Consider the following 19,928-nt stretch of genomic DNA (forward strand, 5'->3'; position numbering starts at 1 on the left):
GTTGCTCTCCCGCTCCAACCGACTCACCGCTGGCCAGCCGCCCCATCTCGTCTGGTATTCGCAGACGTCGTCAGCCGCCCCGCCCAGCCGATGTTCTCAACCAGGTAACGCGGGTCGGTGCCGGCCGCGTCTCTGATCGCCGCGGCGACGTCTGCCAGGCGTTGCTCCGACCACGTCCCGCCGGTGATCTCGATCCGGACGGCGAGTCGTTGGCCGTCCTGCAGGAGCTGCGCCACGGAGCCGAGTTCGGTATCGGTCCGCTCGATAGTTGTGTCGACGTCGTCAGCGGCCGCCACCGCAAGGTGCGCCCAACGCACGAGCGAAAGTTCGCGATGGCGCACGTCAGTGATCCGCTCCCCTTCGGCCGTGGTCACCGTCACGCCCTTGGGGCCGGACTCTCTGGCAGTGCGCCCCTGGGTGTTGCCGGAGTACACCACCCACGGGGCGGTACGCACCACCTCACGCGGATGCACGTGCCCGAGCGCCCAGTACTGGTAATCACGCTGAAGCAGGGCGTCCAGGGTGGTGGGCGCGCACGGCTGCCCGGGACGGCTGTTGTCGAGGCTGGTGTGCTGGATGCCGACGTTCAGCAGTCCAGGAATGCCGGCCGGAAACGTCGCGGTGAGATCCTCAGCCACGACGGCAGCCGGTAGACCACGCCCGTGGACGGCCAGTCCCAGCTCCTCAAGCACCACCGTGTGCGCGTGGCCGGAATCGAACCACCAGACATTCGGCGGCAATGGGTCCGGTGAACCAGCCAGATCCCTCCTGAAGCCGCATGCGGCGTCGTGATTGCCGTCGATGACGAAAACGACGATCCCCGCGTCGTGCAGGTCCGTCATCGCTTCCCGGAAGGACCGCGCCGTGTGATCGTCATACCAGTCGCGGTCGGTGATGTCGCCCGCAAGAACAACAACGTCGGCAGATTCCCCGACCGCGGCGGTGACCAGGTCCGGCAGCGCCTGGCGAGTCGGCGCATGCCAGTCCTCATTCGGGTAGTGCCGCTGAAGCCCATAGAGCGGGCTGTTGAGGTGCAGATCGGCGGCATGAACGAGAACCGTCACAGCCCGAGACTACTGAAGCCATCGAATCCACATGTCATGATCAACGTCCACTGCCTCGCCAGCCAGCCGGTATCGTGGCTGAAGCAGTGGCCGACGACTACCCGCGCACCCGCCGGCGAGGGTCACGGACCACGGGGGAGGAAGATTCGCCATGTACGGCCCTGGAGTGCGGCTCGCCGAGCGCTATCTCCTGGACGAGCTCATCGGCAGCGGTGGCATGGGCGAGGTCTGGCGAGCGACGGACCAGGTGCTGGGACGGACCGTCGCGGTCAAGGTCATGCGCTCGCAACTGGTTGCCCAGCCCGGCTTCGCGCAGCGGTTTCTCGCCGAAGCTCGCGCCATGGCCACCATCAAGCACTCTGCGGTGGTGGATGTCTACGACTACCAAGGCGACTCCTCCACAGCCATCCTGGTGATGGAACTCGTCGAGGGGGAACCTCTGTCGCGCCGGTTGCACCGGATGGGCCGGCTGACGCCAGATTTCACCACCGCCCTGGTGGCGCAGACCGCCGAAGCTCTGCAGGCCGCCCACGACACCGGCATCGTGCACCGTGACGTCAAACCGGCCAATCTGCTCATCACGAAAGACGACCGGGTGGTTCTCACCGACTTCGGCATCGCCCGATCCGGAACGTCCGCACAGCTGACCGCCACCGGCGAGGTGGTCGGCACGCCGTCGTACCTCGCGCCGGAACAGGTGCTCGGCCATCCGGCCACTCCTCGATCGGATATGTATGCGTTGGGCGTGGTCGCCTACGAGTGCCTCACCGGAAGACTGCCGTTCGCCGGCGACAACTCATTCGCTGTCGCCACCCAGCGCCTGCACGAGCCCCCGGCTCCGTTGGACGCCGACGTCCCACCCGGAGTGGCCGCTCTTGTCCGGCGCATGCTGGCCACCGAACCGGATCAGCGGTGGCCGTCAGCGCGCGAACTCGCCGTGACCGCGCGGAACGTCGCGGCCGCGCCCCATGACGCCCAGACCGTCGTCGCGCACCCCGACGACCTCGCCACGCAGGTACAAGCGTTTAACCCACCGCCGCCGCCTGCGCAGCAAACCGCCCCGACGGTCGCACAGCCACCCCCGCGGCCTGTACCCGCGACCCACGTACTACGTCCCACGCCGGTCCAGCCGGAGCCGGCTCGGCGGCCGGCGCCCGCTCGGCGCGAGGCCGCTCCAGCGCGGCGCGCTGAGCAGCCTGCCCCGTCCAGGCCGCGCCGCCGCCGCATTCCGCTCATCGCCGGAGCCTTGCTCGCCCTGGCGGGCTTGTGTCTCGCGGTGTACGTCGGACAGCTGTGGAACCTGCACGCGGATGTCGTCGCGGTCGTCGAGAACTGGCTCACCGGTACGTTCGAATGGCTCAGCGGCATCGTGCCGATCATCGCCTGGGCAGTGGTCGCGGTCTACGGCTTCCTCACGGCGATGCTGCTGATCCTCGCCATTCCCGTCGCGCTCGGTAGCCGGGCAGCCCGGCGACTGTCACTCACCTTCGGTTTCGTCACGCTGCTCGTCGCGGCGCCCCTGGGTGTGGCCGGTGCCTTCCTGGTCGGCAGGCTCGATCCCGAGGCGGATGTCCTGCGCGAGTTGCTCGCCACCATCCCGGCGTCATACCCGGGCTACACGATCGCGGCCGGGCTCACGGCGATGGTCTCCATACTCACGGCCCTGATCCTGCTCATGTCCCGGTCCGCTCCTTGATCATTGTGCTCGTTTAGGCGCTATGGCACCTAAACGAGCACAATGATCAAGAACCTGCGGAGTGCACGTGCGGGTGCGCCACATCGTGGGTACGCAACCGGCCGCACATGCCCCACCGTGAGGTCTCACTCGGCGGGGATTCGAGCACCGCGGAGGCCCGCAGATGTTCACCATCACCGCGTTCGAGCGCGTCGAGCACCTCGGCGGTCTTGCGCGTCTCCCGCGCCACTGACGCCTCCCAGGTTTCGCGCCATCCGGGCGCCGCCTCACGGACCAGTGCCACCGCGTGGTCGTAGAACTCCTCGAGCGGAGTTGTGTCGCCGCTGCTGACGCGTTCCGCGATGTGCAGGAAGCCCTCGACCGCCAGTTCCCTGCGACGCGTGACGGCGTCCGCCATGACCTCCTCGGGCTCACCCACCGGCAACGTCGCGGCGGCGCGGTACCGCGCCACTTCGCTGACCACGTCCGGCGGGAATGTCATGACGGCGTCGCCCGCTTCCGGGAGGCCGGAGTTCTGCATGACGACGATCACCTCGAGCTCACCCCGGTTGATCGCCCGGTGAATGGTCCCGGGGGTGAACCATACTGTCGAGCCAGGTCCTAACTCGGTCTCCCGGAAACCGGACATGTCGACGGTCTGCAATGCCCCGGAGCCGCCGACGACGACGTACCCCTCAGCGGATGCGGTGTGCATATGCGGTGTGCCGCCCGCGAGCCCGTCCTGACAGGCATCCGGATAGACCGACAGGCGGCTCACCGACGTTGCGCCTGGAAAGGCTGGCAGCGCAGTCATGCCACCACCCCCGAGTGCTCGGCCGGGTCCGGCGTGGACACCGCTGACGTGTTCCGCGCCGCCGCCAGAGCATCACGGCCCGTGGCAGCGAGCTGGGCCGTACCTTCAGCATCTCGGTCACCGGTGGCCACCACTACGGCGTAGCGGAACCTGATGGTGTCGCCGTCATCCACGCGGGTCTCCTCGTCGAAGAACGGTGCTGGGCAGAGGCAGGCGAACTCTTCGGTGCGGGTAAACCAGAGCGGCGGATGTTGCGGATTCGCGGCGTCGTCCACCATGACCAGCGTCGACCACTCACCGGTCTCGTCATGCTGACCGCGGAAGCCCAGCCACTCCGCGCGAGTTCCGCGCAGATCATTGCCGCTTCCCGCAGTGGTGGCCGACTGCACGATGCCGCCCGTGAACGATCGAGGCCCTCGCCAGAACAGCCCTCCGTACCCGGCGTTCGGACGGCCCTTGGTGGTCGGTGAGCCGATATCGAGTGGGGCTCCGGAGACGTTGTTCATGGTCGTGTCGAAGATCAGTACCCATGTGCCCTCGTCCACAACCTCCACCGTCAGCACACGGTGCTCGTCGATAACCGGCTCGCCATTCTGCGCCCGCCAATCGAGCCGGTGCCCGATCTGTGCCCGCTGGCCGGCCGCCGCCAAGGCCGTCATCTCCCGGTGCACGGCGCTGCCGTTGTTGTCCATCTGCACGTAGAAACTGCCGTGCACGTAGGTGGGACCACCCCAGAAGTTGTGCTCCCCCACGTGCGGGAGCGACCACGCGATGCCCTTGTGCCACACGTGGTCATGCGGCCGGAACAGACTGACGACGTCTCCGGCCAGCGTGCGGATCGGGTGCAGATACGGCTTCGGTGACTCCAGCACGGGTGTGTCCGGCCGGTAGGTGTAGGTGAACAACTCGACGTCGCCGGCAGTGACGCTCACCGCCCGGTCGAGCGCGTGGTCGATCCGCAGAGTGGGACTCATGCGATGCTCACCTCCGCCCACGGTGCTCCCGTTCCGTCCATACGCTGGTAGAACGGGCTGTCCGGACCGATTTGGCCACGTTGGATACGTTCCCCGGTGAACGCCGACGCATACAGGGCAGCGATGAACTCCATGGTCAGCCGCGTATCGTCCAGCGTCACGGGCGGTGGTTGGCCGGCGTCCAGCGCGTCGAGCACCGCCCGCAACTGCTCGTCGTGTCCGCTCGGCACCTCGCTCTTCTCGGCCGTCCATCGCTCGGCGATGTCGTCGTGCCCGGGCGCGGCGGTGATCCGCCAGTCGGCATCGGTATAGCCGTAGAGATGTTCCAGCTCCACTGTCGCGTGCTCGAAGTCGAACCGGAGCGCCGACACCTCCCGTGGTGACACCACCGAGTTCACCACCGACGCCACGGCGCCGTTGTCGAAGGTCACCAGCGCCATCGAGATGTCCTCGGTCTGCGTGGGGCGAGCGCTGCGGCTTGCCACCGCCGTCACCTCACGCCATGGACCCAGGACCGAAAGCAGCAGATCGAATTGATGAATGCCATGGCCCATCGTGGGCCCGCCACCTTCGTTCTCCCACGACCCGCGCCACGGCGCCGCGAAATAGGCTTCGTCGCGGAACCACTGAGTGGCGCAGGTGGCCAGCAGCGGGCGGCCCAGTTCCGCCTTACCGGCCATCCTCCGCAATCGGATCGCGCCCGGTCCGAACCGATGCTGGAAGACGGTGGCCACCCGCGCCGACGAGCGCCGCTCGGCGGCGACGATGTCGTCCATCTCCGCCAGCGACAGCGCCGGCGGCTTCTCGAGCAGCACCGTCACGTGCTCGGCCAGGCACTGCTTCGCCAACGACGCGTGCTGCTGAGGAGGAGTGCACACGTGGACCACGTCCACCTCCTCCTCCAGCAGCATTTCCGCCAAGCTGGCGAAGACACGCGGCACGCCCCACTTGTCGGCGAAAGCTCGTGCCCGGCCGGCGTCCACATCGACCACCGCCGCGAGGCTGGCGCGCTCTGCTGCGGCCTGGACGGCCCCGGCGTGGGCATTGGCGATTGCACCGGTTCCGACGATCGCCGTCCGATAACTGCGTTGGGACATTACCTCGTGCTCCTTTACCAGTCTTCCCTGCCGGTTCGGCAGGGAAGATACTGATCTCGCGTTGAATCAGGCCGCGTCGATCTCGGACTGAAGCTCTTGGATGAAGCTCTCGGCCGCGTCCTCGGGCGTGATCTGCCCGAACAACACCTGCTCGGTGTAGCGGCCGAGAATCGCCTCGATGCCGCTCCCACCGTTGGGGGTCACCCGCGGAGTCTCACCGACGGTGATCTCGTCGATGTACTGCAGGGCCGCGGTGTCCGTGTCGGTCAACTCACCGGCGATCGCCGAACGGACATTCTCGTTGGCTGGGACGCCTCGGTCGGTCAGCAACACCCCACCCGCTTCTTCGCTGTTGGCGAGGAAGTCGACGAACAATGCCGCCTCGTTCGGATGATCGGTGCGCGCGGAGATCGACCAGTACATCGACGGCTTGTAGTACGCGCCCGGGGCGGTCGCATCGGCCTCACCTGGCAGCTTGAGCAGCTGTAGCTCGGACCCGCTGGCTGCGGTGAGAGAGCTGAGCTGCGTGTTCCACCAGGTGGCGAAAACCGAGTTGTTGGTGGCCGTGCCGGACTGATCGAGTCCTGCGGTGGACCGCTCGATGGTGGTGGACGCGTCCGGCGCGATGCCTTCCTCGGCCAGATCGCTCAGGTAGGTCCAGTAGTCGGCCAGCACCTCCGGCGGGATGACCACGTTTCCGTCGTCGTCATACACCGATGCCCCGGCCTGGCGGGCCCAGATGTTCACCCCGCCGGCATCGAACCCCCAGGACTGCACCCCGGTCACGGCACCGCCGCTGGCCTCGGAGATCTCCCCGCCGATTTCCTTCAGGTCATCCCAGGACCAGGTGTCGTCGTCGGGCAGGTCGAATCCGTACTCCTCGAGAAGGTCGACGTTCACCACGAACGAATACGCCGACAGCCCCACGGGCAGGGCGTATTGACCGCCTTCCACGACACCGGTGGCCAGTGCGTTCTCGTCGAAGCCCGATGTGTCGAGGTGCCCGTCGACTGTTCCGAGGTCCAGCAGGGCGCCACGCTCGGCGTAGGAGGCCAGATACAGCTCGTCCATCTGGATGATGTCCGGCGCGTCGTTGGCGGCGACGGTGGTGGCGAGACTGTCCCAGTAGCCGTTCCAGTCCTTGAACTCCCCACGAACGGTGATGTGGGGATACTCCGCCTCGAACAGGTCGATGACATCCTGGGTCCGCTGGTGCCGCTCATCCGAGCCCCACCAGGTGAAACGCAATGTCACCGGGTCGTCCGACAGCTCCGTCTCCGCGCTGGCGTTGTCGTTGTCGTTGTCGTTGTTGTTGTCCGAGCCGGCGTCATCGCTTCCGCAGGCGGTCAGCGCGAGCGATGCGGCAACACCCAGCAATACCGCACGGGTAGCGAGGCGACGTGGATGAGGGTGGCGCATGGTAGATCCTCCATGTGGTGTGTGTTCGACATTGAACTGGCCGGCCGGTGTCACCGGTTGCCTACTTGCCGCCGGTGGTGGCGATCCCCTTGATGAGGTATCGCTGGCCGATGAGGAAAGCGAGGAAAACGGGGATCAGAGACAGCACACTCATCGCGAACATCGAGCCCCACGAGGTGGCGACCGTGGAGTCGACGAAGGAGCGCAACGCGACAGGCACCGTGTACATCTCTGGATCGGTCAGATAAATGAGCTGGGAGAAGAAATCGTTCCACGTCCAGATGAACGTGAAGATCGCCGTGGTGGCGAGCGCGGGGATCATCAGCGGCAAGATGACCTTCAGGAAGATCCGGCCGTGGCCGCAGCCGTCGATCCTGGCCGCCTCGTCCAGCTCACGCGGAAGCCCGCGGATGAACTGGACCATGAGGAAGATGAAGAACGCGTCGGTGGCCAGAATCTTCGGGATGATCAGCGGCAAGAACGTGTTCACCCACCCCAGCTGGGAGAACAGGATGTACTGCGGCACGATGATCACGTGGATCGGCAGCATGATGGTGCCGAGCATGATGGCGAACCACAACCGCTTGGCGGTGAACTCGAGCCTGGCGAACGCATAAGCCGCCATGGAGCACGCCACCAGGTTGCCCACGATGCAGCCGAGCACGACGATCGCTGAGTTGATCATGTAGTGCCCGAAGGAATGGGACAGCGCATCCCAGCCTTCGCTGTAGTTGTCCACCTGGAGCGTATCCAGGAAGACGCCCGTCTGCCGGAAGATCTCGGCGCTGGGGCGCAGTGAGCTGACCACCATCCAGACAACCGGATACAGCATGAGAAGAGCGGCCAGTATGAGCCCGGCATGTTTGGCCACCGAACGCACGGCCGCGGGCAGGACCGGATCTCTGGGCCGTCCCGACCTGCGGCCGGGCCCGCCCCGCCCCAGCGACACGTCAGCGCCCGGCCGGCCATGCCACCCACGCGGGGTGCCGTCGGCGGAGGTGCCGGGGACCTGCCCGGAACGAAGATCAGTCATCGTAGAACACCCAATACTTGGCCGCCCAGAAGTTCAGGACGGTGAATCCGGCAATGATCACGAGCAGCAACCACGCGAGCGCCGAGGCGTACCCCATGTCGAAGTTGTTGAATCCGCGCTGATACAGGTAAAGCGTGTAGAAGAGCGTCGAGTCCGACGGCCCGCCGCTGCCACCCGAGACGACGAACGCCTGGGTGAAGGACTGGAAGGCGTGGATCACCTGGAGCACCAGGTTGAAGAAGATGATCGGCGACAGCAGCGGCAACGTGATCCGCCAGAACTGGGTCCAGCGCCCGGCGCCGTCGGTTGCCGCGGCCTCGTAGTACATCCGCGGAATCTGCCGGAGGCCGGCCAGGAAGATGACCATCGGCGCACCGAAGGTCCAGACGTTCAGCACGATCAGCGTCGACAATGCCGTACTCGGATCGGAGATCCAGCCCCGTCCCTCGATGCCGACCATACTCAACACCTGGTTGATCAGGCCGTCCGCGCCGAAGATCTGCCGCCACAGCACCGCGATGGCGACACTCGAACCGAGCAGTGACGGAAGATAGAACATCGAACGATAGAACGCCAGCCCGCGCAACCCCCGGTCCAGGAGGAGGGCGAGCGCAAGCGCACACGCCAGCTGCAGTGGCACCGATATGCCCACATAGCGGAAAGTCACCCCCAACGACGCGTGGAGCCGGGAGTCCGACAGCATGCGGGTGAAGTTGTCCAAACCGCTGAACGACGGTGCTTGGATCAGGTTGTAGTCGGTGAAACCGAGCGCGAACGAGGCGGCGATCGGTCCGACGGTGATGACGAACAGACCGACGAACCACGGCAACAGGAAGACGGCAGCCGCCTTGTTGTCCCGCTTCCGCGCAGCAGCACCACCGCCCCCTCGCAGCCGCTGAAGCTCCCCGAGAGCACTCATGTCACTCCGTTCAACAAAGCTCTTGCCACCCTCGTGACCAGCCGGATCATGAAACTTGAAAGGTTGGGAAAACGTATTCCGTAGAAACGTATTCCACAGTTTGCATCCTGTTCGCCCCGGCGTCAAGAGTTCTGGCCGAAGCGCTGAACGCCGGCGCGGCCGCGCCACCCAGCGTCCGCGCTCAGCCCAGCAACGACAAGGCTCCCGGTGTGACCATTGCGGGCATTTCCGTCGAATCTGGGGAGGGGTGGGGGGGGTGGGCGCTTTGATAGGCCGACTGACTGGCGGCCGGTGTGTGCCCCCTCGTGTGAATCCTGACGGCCCACAGCGGCATTCCCTGGCACGACGATCATCACGACCCCCGTACTGGCCCGGCGGCCGGCGGGATTCACACAACGATCTTCACGACCGGTGTGTGCCCCCTCGTGTGAATCCTGACGGCCCACAGCGGCTTTCCCTGGCACGACGATCTTCACGATCCCTGAATACCGCCCGGCGGCCGGCGGGATTCACACAACGATCTTCACGATCCGCCCCCGCCGGCCACACACTGCCCCGCCGCCACACGGCCACGTTCACGACCAGCGACAACAGGCCCACGTCCGCAAGGCCAGGCGCGATGACCTGGGTCGTGAAGATCGTCGTGTCAAGAACGCCCCCCACGGACACTCGGCAGAACCCGCCCCAGCGATCCGTCCATGAACCCACCCACCGACACGTCACAAGCGCCTAAATGCGCTTCGGGCGAGCTTGCCCGAGGCGCGATCCGTCGCTCAGAGGCGGGTGATCGACCCGTCCGAGGTCCGCGCGACCGTACTGTCCCGCACGATGAGTCTCCCTCTCAGGACCAGGTGGACGCGGTCGGACCGGGCGCTGACGGCGAGCCGGATCGCCTCCGCCCCTGCCTCGGCCAGAGGCACCCCGATCGTGGTGAGCCGGGGTGTGACGTCCACGGCCAGCTGGATATCGTCGAAGCCGGTCACTGACAGCTGACGTGGTACGGAGATCCCCTCGGCGCGGAGCGCGCCGAGCCCGCCGATGGCGAGCAGGTCGTTGGCGGCCACCACCGCGTCGACACCCCCGCGAGCACCGGAGATCAGCTCTCGAACGGCGTCAAAGCCACCCTGCCGGGTCAGCTCGGAATAGACGATCCTGACCTGTTCGTGGCCAGCTCCCGTATCCTCCAGCCCGGAAACGAACCCCTCCACGCGGGCCGTCATCGCTGCCTGACCGGCCGGACCGGCCAGAACCGCGACCCGGCGATGTCCCGTCGCCCCGACGTATACGCCCATCTCCCGGGCCGATCCGCGGTTGTCGAAGCGGATGGAGTCAAAGTCGGTGTCGGTGTCGCCGACGATCACCACCCGACCGCCGTCACGCTGGTAAGCGAGCAGTTCCGCGGTGAGGCGACCGCCGAGTGCAGCGGCCTCCACCCTGCCCGTAGTGAGGACAAGCGCGCGCGGGCGAAGCGCCCGCAGCCGGCGGATCGTCTCCAGCTGCCGTTCCGGTGTGCCGCCCGTCGGCGAAACGGTGACGAAGGCTCCAGAACTGCGCGCCTCCTGCTCCATAGCCGCAACGAGAAGACCGATGGACGGCGTCGTGAGATCATCGGCCACCAGAGCAATCGAGTCACTGACCCGGCGCATGGCCCTGGCCGCCGCGTCGGCGGTGTATCTCAATGCCGACGCGGCGGCCAGGACCCGTTCTTCGTATTCCGGCGCCACACTGCGGGAGCTGCCGCCGAGCACCCGAGACGCGGTGGCTACCGACACTCCAGCCGCAGCCGCGACGTCGCGCAAGGTAACCGTGGGTCTCGAAGCGTGCGGCACTCGCCGTTCCTCCCGAACATGCAGCTCAGAGCATGATCACAGTCGTGCTCCGGCAAGTGGAGTCTCGCCTCGCCCAGCGGACTCGCTCGTACCTCGCTCGCCGATGCCCGCCACACCATGACGAGACTCCACTTGCCGGTGCCCCCTAGCCCACGCAGGCACCGTGGGACCTCTGGTCTATCGCTGTGACAATACTCGATGTTGCGGTCACGCAAGCGCCTCCCGCGCCCTCTCCGCGAACACGATCAGCTGCTCGCGAGCGTCCTCGTCCTCAACCTCTGAAGCGATCGAGATGAACCGGTCAAGGGCATCCCTGGCCTGCTGGTACTGCTCTCGCCCGGCGGCACGTTCGGCGATGGCCAGCTGGGTCCTGAGCTTGTTGTACTGACGCCGTTCAACCGCTCCTTCCGCGTGGAGTTCTTCGAGCAGCCCGGACAGCTCCGCGAACGGATCACCCCCGCCTACGTCCGGACGGTACACCGACAGCACGTAGGTGTGGGTTGACGTGCCGTCCGCGGACTGCACCTCGACGACGACGGTGCTCTGGCCCACCGGCACCTCGATGGCCGCCGACACCTCGCCGCTGGGCACCACGGAACCCATCACCGTGATCGTGGCGTCCGGGTTGACGGCCGTTGGCGTCAGGGTCAGCGTCTCGACCTCACCCGGCACCTCCAGCGCATACTCGAGTGAGTCCGGATCGAAGCCAGGCTCGAGAGTTCCAGTACTCGGTGCCAGATCGGTCAGCCTGGAGTCATTGGCCAGGTCCTGCCGGCTGATCTGGAGGAGGTACTCCCCTTCGGTGCCGTCCTCAGCGGTCACGACGATGACCACGTCCTGTCCATCCGGGCCGAGCTGCACGTTCTGTGTAGCCTCCGCACCCGGGCTCTGCTCCGCGCCGATCGACACCGACCGCGCGAACGGGCTGCGTGCGACCGCGGTCACCTCGACCTCGTCGACGCTGGCCGGCACATTGAGCCGGTAGCTGCCGTCAGCCGACTGGCTGGGCGTTCCGTGGCCGGTGGTGAGGGCCGCCAGCCCGGCATCATCCGGGGCGACGGCGACACCGTGGGCCACCCGAAGGTCGTCCACGTGCACGCTGCCATAGTTCGAGCTGTCGGCGTAGTAGTCCACCTGTGCGACGCCGTCCAGGGAGTTCCGGAACGTCGCCTCCTCGAAAATCTGCTCACCGTCGAGGAACAGGTCGAAGGTCTGGTTGACGGTGTCGAGCACCACCATGACGTGATACCACCGGCCAGGCTCGTAGCTCGTGATCGTATGTGTTGCCGTGCCCGAGTACGCCACGATGTTGTTCCTGGTGAACGCCACACTGACGACGTTCTGACCGCTGGAGTTGCGGATGTAGGGCACACCCCACCAGTGGTTCCCCGAGACGTAGGGCTCGTCGATCATGATCTTGGCCTCCACCGACACGATGCCGGTCAGGCCGGGGTCGAACGGCTGCAGCAGACTGGTCCGGCCGCTGTTGACCGTCCGGGTCAGCTTCGCGCTCTTGTTCGTGGCATCCGGCGCCTCCACGACGTCGACCCCGCCGCCGGAATGGCTGACCGAAAGCCCATCCGTGCCGTCGGCCAGCTGGCCGGTGGGCAGGTCGTCGAAATCGTGCACGACGACGTAGTCCGGAACCGGCTCGACCAGCAGCAGCCCACCGACGTCGGTGGTCATCAGCGGTTCGACATCCACACCGGATCGCTGCGCCGGTACCAGCCCGTCGGCTTCGGCCCGGACGGTGTAGCCCTCGCCGATGGGCACGTCGGCGGCGACGAACGTGCCGTCCCCGCCGCTGGTTGCCGTCCCGATGGCGTGGTCCCCGTCGAGAACGGTCACCACCGCTCCGTCCACGGGCTGGGCGGTCTGATCCAGCACTTCACCGGAGACGGACCCGATCTCGCTCGCCGACTCCAAGGTGAAATGAACGGTCGTGATGTTGCCGTGCCGCACGTCCGCGGTTTCGGTGACGCTCTCGTAGCCGTGCCGCTCCGCCGTCACGGTCAACCCGTCGGCGAAGGCCACGTCGTGCACCACGAACCTGCCATCCGAGCCGGTGGTGACGCTCTCCGGCACACTTTCGACGGTGACTGTGGCGCCGGAGACCGGGGAGCCCGCGGGGTTGCGAACCGTTCCCGTGACCGATTCGGTGGTGGCGTCGTCCGCCGTGGTGTACTCGAACGCACCACGGTCGGGGTTGCCGTTGTACAGCGGCGTCCCGGCATAATCGCGGCCGCCGTTGTGCTCGATCTCGACGCCGGTGTCGATCGCTGGCGATCCGGACTGGACCCGCAGGCCATGGGCCGTTTCCAGCTGCGGCCCCGTCTCGGGTGAGCCGGAGGGGCCGTCGAGCGGCGCATCGACGAACAGCGGATCCGCGACGATCGGCGCGTCGTCGTTGGCGGGAATCAGCAGGTCGGCGCCACCGTAGACGTTGTTGCTGTACCGGACCGATTCGGTGGTGCTCAGCGCGGCGTCCGGACGGGTCGAGTACAGGACGTTGTTGGTGATGTTGTACGTCGACTCCAAATACTGCCCGTAGCCGTAGATGAGGTAGTTACTGCGGTCGTTGTAGATCGTGTTGTTGTAGATCTCGGAGCGCGACTGCCGGTTCGAATGCAGGTAGATCTGGTATCGGGTGTTGCCGACGATGACGTTGTTGCGAACCACCGAGTCGCCGAACCCGAACTGCGCCAGCAGGATGCCGTCGCCGTTGCCGTGCACGAAGTTGTACTGCACCAGGACGTTGGTGGTGCCCCTGTCGGGGCCGATGCCGTTGTGGTCCGCGCCGCCGGATTTCCGGACGGTGCCGTACACCTCGTTGAACTGGATCGTCACGTCGTCGGCGTAGTAGGTCTCGATGCCCGACGTGCCCGTGCGAGCCACCACGTTGTGCTCGACCACCGCGCCACGGACGTTGGTCAGATAGACCCCGTTGGCTCCGTAGTCGCTGTCCGCCTGGGTGATGTAGTTGTTCCGGATCACCACGTTGGTGTGCGGCGCGAAGTCGGGGTCGCTGGAGTTGTTCCGGGTGCCCCACCCCGTCCGCTCGGCGATGATCTGACCGTCCTCGTTGCGGGCGTCCCCGGTGTACTGCTTGATGCTGATGCCGGCGAACGAGGTGTTGGCGATGGTCGAGTTCTCGATGACCACGTCGTTGAGGATGGTGGGGGTCGACGGTGGGGTGAAGATGTCCGGCACTGTTGTGTCGAACACGATCCCGCCGGTCCGCTTCGAGGCGTCCCAGCCGGTCTGGAACCGGATACCGGTCCTGTTGTTGGCCGTGCTGCCCCCGATCCAGTTCACCTCGCCGGTCACGTCGTGCACGTCGACGCTGTCGATCACGAAGCCGCTCAGTGTCTGGCTGTTGTCGCCGCTGACGTAGATGCCGCGGAAGTCCCCGAGGTTCTCGCCCGGTTCGCTGAGTGCGGGCGCCTCGTTGGTGAGTTCGAGGTTGCGGATGGTCCAGTGTTCCTGGTTGAACAGCCGAACCGCCTCACCGACTTCGCCCTCCCCGTCGATCCGAGGTTTGGGCCCATCGCCATAGCTGTCGATGGTGATCGGTGAACCGGCCGAGCCGGAGCCTTTGGGCCACAACTGTCCGCTCCACTGCTCCCCGGATCGCAGCAGAATGCGATCACCGGGTTCAAAAGTGGTCTCGTTGACCCGGTCCAGGCTCTGCCACGCTTGCCCTTCGTCCAAGCCGGACGCGGCGTCGTCACCCCCGGACGCGTCGACGTAATACGTTGTCCCGTCCGCTTCGGAAACCTCGGCTCCCGCTGCCCGGTCAGGTTCGGCAGCCGCCGCCTGCGGGGCCAGAACCAGCAGCGATCCCAAGACGGCGGCCGCGGTCGCACCGCACGAGATCATTCGCGCCGAGCGGCTGAGACGGGCTCGGATGTGGTCCCTGATGGATGGCATCAGTTCTCTCCTCCCTTGGCGCTCGACCATTCGGCACGAAGCGCCTCGGCGAATTGGGTCAGCTGCTCACGCGTCTCCTCGTCATCGATCTCATTCGCGAACCCGATGAACCGGTCGAGTGCGGCGTCGGACTCCTCGATCCGGCCGTGGCCGGCAGCACGGTCGGCGACCGCCAGCTGTGTGCGGAGCTTGTTGTAGTGACGGCGTTCGAGCTTGCCCTCGGCATAGAGGTCGTCGAGAAGGTTGCCGTCGTCATCACCGGGCGTGAAGGCCTCGCCCTGAGTGACGAAGACGTCGTCAACGTGGACCGCGCCGCGCTCACCCCCATTCGCGTACCAGGCGATTCGTGCGACACCGTCCATGCGAGTGCGGAACGTCGCATCGCTCAGGACACGTTCACCATCGATGTCCAGGTCGAACCGCTGGCCGATGGTGTCGACCGTGAGGCTGATGTCATACCACTTGCCGCGGGTGTACTGCCCGATCGTCTGCGCCGAGCCGCCATTGAAGGCCAAGATGTCGCCCCGCGCGAATGCGACGCTGATCGCCTGTTGACCATCGGCGTTGTACACGTAGGGCAATCCGAACCAGCCGGCCTGATCATCGTCACGCATGACCCTCCCGTCGATCCTGACCAGACCTTCAAGTGGCGTGTCGAACACCCGTGCCAGGTTGGTGCCCGCCGGATCGCCTTGTCCGGTTGTCCGGTGCAGGCGGACGCTCTTGTCGGTTGCTGACGGCACCTCGACCACGTCCACCGCGTTGCCGACCGAGACCACTCGCCATCCCTGCGTTCCGTCGGCCAGCGGCCCGGTCGGCAGGTCGTCGAAGGTCTCCGACACCCATTCCTCGGTTCCGCTGCTCCGGATGTACAGAGCGCCGACGTCCACGATGGCGGTGGGTGTGACGGAGACTCCGCCCCGCGGGAAACCTGTGTGCTCGCCGATCGACGCCGTCACCGTGAGCTCGGTGTCGGCTTCGACGCCGGTGACGGCGAACCTGCCATCAGCGCCGGACTGCTCGGCCGCCACCGGGGTGTCGTCGACGGTCACGGTCACCGTGGCGCCTGGGACTGGGTTCGCCTGCTCGTCCACCACCACACCGGTCAACGTGCCAGTGCTGAACTGCGCGGTCATCTCGAAGTCGTGGCGCACAGCGCTTCCCGGGGACACGGTGATCGTGGCCGAGTAGTCGTCGTAACCCTCGGCAGTCGCGGTGACCGGTGCATCGTCGGCGAACGGCACCTCAGTGATCCGGTAGAAGCCGTCATCCTCCGTGGTCGCCGAGTGTGTCTCCCCGTCAACCGTGACCGACACCTGCGCGCCGGACACCGGCACCTCGTACTGGTTACGTACGAGCCCGGACACGGTCTCCCACGTCTGGCCGGGCGGCGTCGTGTACTCGAAGGCCCCGATATCGGCGGCCGGCCCCGTGGGAACCGGTGTCCCCAGGAGATCCCGGTCACCGCGGTCCGCCATGTCACCGGCGGCGTTGACGAACACCGACTCCGGCGTCAGAGCGAAGCCTCGTGCCGTCTCCAGAATGGGACCGGTGTGCTCGTCGCCATGTGGTCCGGAAACGTCCGGGTCGAGGAACCGAGGCTCGCCCACCACGGCGGCGCTATCGCTGGAGGGGACGGTGAGCCCGGGTGAGTATCCGTTGTTGTCGTACGTCACGTTCGAGTTCTGGAGAAACGACACAGGTCGTGGCGAGACGAACAGATTGTTCCGCAGCTCGACCCGGCCGCCTACCCCACCGGAGACCATATTCGGCGCGTCGGTGCTGTAGAACGTGTTGTGGTAAACCTCGGCGAACGAGCCAGACTGCTGGCTCATGTGGAGGTTCCAGCGCTCGCTGTTGACCACGACGTTGTAGCGGACCACCGCGCTGCCGAAGTTGACGCCGCTCCGGCACGCGCAGAGCAGGATCCCGTCTTCGTTGCCGTGCAGATAGTTGTACTGGAAGAGCTGGTTGGTGGTGGCGATGTCCGGGTCCATCCCGTTGCCGTCCGCACTTCCCTGCGCGCTGCGGGTCCCGGAGATCTCGTTGAACTGGACCGTGACCTGGTCAGCGGCAAAGGTCTCGACGCCCGACACACCAACCCTGTCGATGACGTTGTGTTCGACCAGCCCACCGCGGACGTTGGTCAGATAGACCCCGTTGGCGCCGAAGTCGGCGTCCGCCTGGGTGAGGTAGTTGCCGCGGATCGTGACGTCGGTATGTGGTGTGAATCGCGAGTCGTTCTCCGTTCGGCGCTCGCCCCAGCCAGTGGTGACGGCGCCAGGGGCGTCGCCGGTGTACTGCTTCACGGCGATGTTGGAGAACGACGTGTTCTTGACCGTCGAATTCTGCACGGTGATGCCGTTCAGGATGGTGGGGTCACCGGGATCGGCGATGTCGGGCACCGAAGTCAGGAAGATGATGCCGCCGGTGTTCTTCGACCGGTCCCATCCAGTTCCCCAGGTCACGCCCGGTGAGTTGTTGCCCGGATTGCCGCCGATCCACTTGATCTCGCCACTGACGTCATGCACGTCGACGGAGTCGATCACGAAATGGCTGAGTGTCTGGCCGTTGTCGCCCAGCACACCGATGCCACGCAGGTCACCGAGGTTCTCGCCGGGGACGCTGCCCACTGGAACCTCGTTCGAGACGTCCAGGTTGCGAATCTCCCAGTGTTCCTGGTTGAACAGCCGAACCGCTTCCGCGACTTCGCCCTCCCCGTCGATGCGGGGTTTCGGCCCGTCGCCATAGCTGTCGATGGTGATCGGTGTTCCAGCTGCCCCGGAGCCCTTGGGCCACAACTGTCCGCTCCACTGCTCCCCGGATCGCAGCAGAATGCGATCACCGGGTTCAAAAGTGGTCTCGTTGACCCGGTCCAGGCTCTGCCACGCTTGCCCTTCGTCCAAGCCGGACGCGGCGTCGTCACCCCCGGACGCGTCGACGTAATACGTGGTCCCGACCGCTTCGGAAACCTCGGCTCGCTCCGCCCGGTCAGCTTCAGCTGCCGCCTGCGGGGCCAGAACCAGTAGCGATCCCAAGACGGCGGCTGCGGTCGCACCGCACGAGATCATTCGCGCCGAGCGGCTGAGACGGGCTCGAAAGCGAACCCTGATGGATGGCATCAATGCACTCCTCCTCGATCGTTGAGGTCGGGCCGTGCTGTGTCGTGCAATGGGAAAACGTATTCCACCACAGCCGCCAGGTATGTTCAAGGGGCATTTGGTGCAACCGGTACGAGCGTCCAGCACCACGAGAGGCATCGCTGGTGCACAATGTCGGACATGCGCAAGGGAAAGAAAAGTCCTGCTCAAGCTCCAGGTGACGGGCCTGGACCGACGGCCGCGAACGGCCCCCGTCGAGCTGTCACCTTGCGCGACGTGGCCCGCGAAGCCGGCGTCTCTCCGGCCACCGCCTCACGGGTGCTCAACGGCAGCATCCGCAACGTACGCGACGCAAACGCCGCCCGGGTTCGGGCCGCGGCCGCCAAGCTGAACTATGAGCCACACATGTCGGCCCAAGCCATCGCCCGGGGCTCGACCGCCACGGTCGCACTCGTGGTCCGAGGCATCGACGACCCCTATTTCTCCTCGATCGCCGCCGGTACCGTCCAGCGGGCCGAGCAGGCTGGCCTGATCGTCACCATGGCGGTGGCCGATCGATCGCCGGAGCGGGAACTCGAGATCGTCCGGACGTTGCGCGGTCAGCGGCCGCGGTCCATCATCCTGGCCGGAAGCCGCATCGCCGGCAACGGGATTCGCGAGACGCTCGTCGAGGAGCTCGCAGCCTACCGGGAGGTGGGCGGCAGCGTCGTCGTCATCAGCCAGCATGATCTTCCGTTCAGCACCGTGAGTGTCGACAACTCCGGTGGCGCGGAGCGACTCGCCCGAGCGCTGACCGGCCTAGGGTATCGCCGGTTCGGCATACTTCGCGCGCACACGTCGCTGCGGACTTCACAAGATCGGTACGAAGGGTTCGTCGCGGGACTCCGGCAGGCAGGGGCGCGGCTCGACGAGCAGTGGGTGATCGAGGCGGACTTCACCCGCGCGGGCGGATACGCGGCTGCCCGAGGGCTCGTCGAGCGGGACATAGCAGGATTGGAACTGGTTTTCGCCGTGAACGACGTGATGGCGATCGGTGCGATGACCGCGTTTCGCGAGGCAGGCATGACACCGGGACGGGATATCGCGGTCGCCGGCTTCGACGACATCGCGGCGGCGCTCGATGTGACACCGGCGCTGACCACCGTAGCCGTGCCTATGCATGACGTCGGCCGCACCGCTATGGACCTCGCACTGAGCGGCGACGACGCGTCAACGGTCCGCCACGTAACGGCCGACGTCGCACTCCGGGAGAGCACACCCCGAATCCGGCGACCATGAGGAAGCTTGCTGTCGCTCTGGCGACCATGAGGAAGCTTATTGTCGCGCGAGGTCACATCCGGGAATAGACGACGCGGCTCCTGAGATCTTGACGCATGCGCCAAAGGCGCTAAGCTTAGTCCAGTGACTTAGCCAGAAACTGGGAGGTCAGGTATGAGCCCGATCGTGAATGTGCACGACGCCAAGACACAGTTCTCCAAGCTGCTGGACCAGGCTCACTCCGGACAAGAAATCATTCTGGCCAAGGCCGGTAAACCATACGCACGTTTGATGCCTCTGGCACCCGAACCGCCGCGCCGGCAGCCTGGACGTCTTGCTGGTCGGGTCGATGACGCGTTCTTCGAACCCCTGCCCCCCGAAGAAATCGATGCCTGGGGCCAGTGGTAATGCAGGTCCTGCTGGACACTCACACCCTCCTGTGGTGGTTCACCGATAGCCCGCACCTACCGACCAGTGCCCGAGACGTCATAGGCAACGAATCCAATGACGTATTCGTCAGCGCGGCATCCGCATGGGAAATCGCCACGAAACAACGGCTCGGCAAACTTGACGAAGTCCCCCAAGCCGCCGAGCGGTTCGCCGAGTTGACGGCAGCCGACGGATTCGTGCACTTACCGATCACGTACCTGCACAGTCTCCGCGCAGCAGGATATGACACCACACACCGAGACCCCTTCGACCGCATGCTCGCCGCCCAGAGCGAACTCGAAAAGCTGCCGCTGATCAGCAAAGACCCAGCTTTCGAGCAGTTCGGGGTCAGCACGCTCTGGTGAGACGAAACGGTCGACTCGACGC

14 protein-coding genes are annotated in these 19,928 nt (G+C 66.0%); 4 read left to right on the forward strand and 10 right to left on the reverse strand.

What is annotated here, in order from left to right; translation table 11 throughout:
• Positions 1–23 precede the first annotated feature (23 nt).
• Entirely contained in the window at positions 24–1,064 is a 1,041-nt protein-coding gene (locus tag F7O44_RS20465) for a metallophosphoesterase (RefSeq protein ID WP_162452126.1), read from the reverse strand.
• Between the two features lie 151 nt (positions 1,065–1,215).
• Here F7O44_RS20465 and F7O44_RS20470 point away from each other — a divergent pair, with 151 nt between their 5' ends.
• Positions 1,216–2,760: a serine/threonine-protein kinase gene (locus F7O44_RS20470; protein ID WP_162452127.1), complete on the forward strand. Its 1,545-nt coding sequence runs from the start codon at positions 1,216–1,218 to the stop codon at positions 2,758–2,760.
• A gap of 46 nt (positions 2,761–2,806) precedes the next feature.
• Here F7O44_RS20470 and F7O44_RS20475 read toward each other — a convergent pair whose 3' ends face one another.
• The 9 genes from F7O44_RS20475 to F7O44_RS20515 all read right to left on the reverse strand — a co-directional run bounded on the left by F7O44_RS20475 (position 2,807) and on the right by F7O44_RS20515 (position 17,876).
• On the reverse strand, positions 2,807–3,553 hold the full coding sequence (locus F7O44_RS20475) for a cupin domain-containing protein (protein ID WP_162452128.1): 747 nt from the start codon (positions 3,551–3,553) through the stop codon (positions 2,807–2,809).
• The gene (locus F7O44_RS20480; protein WP_162452129.1) at positions 3,550–4,527 is read right to left on the reverse strand and encodes a DUF6807 domain-containing protein; all 978 of its coding nucleotides are present in this window, start codon (positions 4,525–4,527) and stop codon (positions 3,550–3,552) included. Before F7O44_RS20480 ends, F7O44_RS20475 begins: the two co-directional genes overlap by 4 nt.
• Positions 4,524–5,624, reverse strand: a complete 1,101-nt coding sequence (locus F7O44_RS20485; protein ID WP_162452130.1) for a Gfo/Idh/MocA family protein — start codon at positions 5,622–5,624, stop codon at positions 4,524–4,526. Before F7O44_RS20485 ends, F7O44_RS20480 begins: the two co-directional genes overlap by 4 nt.
• Before the next feature lie 66 nt (positions 5,625–5,690).
• The gene (locus F7O44_RS20490) at positions 5,691–7,043 is read right to left on the reverse strand and encodes an ABC transporter substrate-binding protein (protein ID WP_162452131.1); all 1,353 of its coding nucleotides are present in this window, start codon (positions 7,041–7,043) and stop codon (positions 5,691–5,693) included.
• A gap of 61 nt (positions 7,044–7,104) precedes the next feature.
• Positions 7,105–8,076 carry a carbohydrate ABC transporter permease gene (locus tag F7O44_RS20495; RefSeq protein WP_162452132.1) on the reverse strand — a complete coding sequence of 324 codons (972 nt, stop codon included), beginning with the start codon at positions 8,074–8,076 and terminating at the stop codon, positions 7,105–7,107.
• Complete coding sequence (locus F7O44_RS20500; RefSeq protein WP_162452133.1) at positions 8,069–8,995, reverse strand: carbohydrate ABC transporter permease; 927 nt, start codon at positions 8,993–8,995, stop codon at positions 8,069–8,071. Before F7O44_RS20500 ends, F7O44_RS20495 begins: the two co-directional genes overlap by 8 nt.
• A gap of 773 nt (positions 8,996–9,768) precedes the next feature.
• Entirely contained in the window at positions 9,769–10,824 is a 1,056-nt protein-coding gene (locus tag F7O44_RS20505; RefSeq protein WP_162452134.1) for a substrate-binding domain-containing protein, read from the reverse strand.
• 207 nt (positions 10,825–11,031) lie between these two features.
• Complete coding sequence (locus F7O44_RS20510) at positions 11,032–14,754, reverse strand: cadherin-like beta sandwich domain-containing protein (RefSeq protein ID WP_162452135.1); 3,723 nt, start codon at positions 14,752–14,754, stop codon at positions 11,032–11,034.
• On the reverse strand, positions 14,754–17,876 hold the full coding sequence (locus F7O44_RS20515; protein ID WP_162452136.1) for a carboxypeptidase regulatory-like domain-containing protein: 3,123 nt from the start codon (positions 17,874–17,876) through the stop codon (positions 14,754–14,756). Before F7O44_RS20515 ends, F7O44_RS20510 begins: the two co-directional genes overlap by 1 nt.
• Before the next feature lie 255 nt (positions 17,877–18,131).
• Here F7O44_RS20515 and F7O44_RS20520 point away from each other — a divergent pair, with 255 nt between their 5' ends.
• The 3 genes from F7O44_RS20520 to F7O44_RS20530 all read left to right on the forward strand — a co-directional run bounded on the left by F7O44_RS20520 (position 18,132) and on the right by F7O44_RS20530 (position 19,906).
• Positions 18,132–19,133 (forward strand): LacI family DNA-binding transcriptional regulator, encoded by a 1,002-nt coding sequence (locus F7O44_RS20520; protein ID WP_222851540.1) that lies wholly within the window; start codon positions 18,132–18,134, stop codon positions 19,131–19,133.
• 153 nt (positions 19,134–19,286) lie between these two features.
• Positions 19,287–19,520, forward strand: a complete 234-nt coding sequence (locus tag F7O44_RS20525; protein WP_162452138.1) for a type II toxin-antitoxin system Phd/YefM family antitoxin — start codon at positions 19,287–19,289, stop codon at positions 19,518–19,520.
• Positions 19,520–19,906: a type II toxin-antitoxin system VapC family toxin gene (locus F7O44_RS20530; protein WP_162452240.1), complete on the forward strand. Its 387-nt coding sequence runs from the start codon at positions 19,520–19,522 to the stop codon at positions 19,904–19,906. Before F7O44_RS20525 ends, F7O44_RS20530 begins: the two co-directional genes overlap by 1 nt.
• Positions 19,907–19,928: the final 22 nt, after the last annotated feature.

This window comes from Phytoactinopolyspora mesophila (assembly GCF_010122465.1).
In the GTDB taxonomy this organism is placed as follows: domain Bacteria; phylum Actinomycetota; class Actinomycetes; order Jiangellales; family Jiangellaceae; genus Phytoactinopolyspora; species Phytoactinopolyspora mesophila.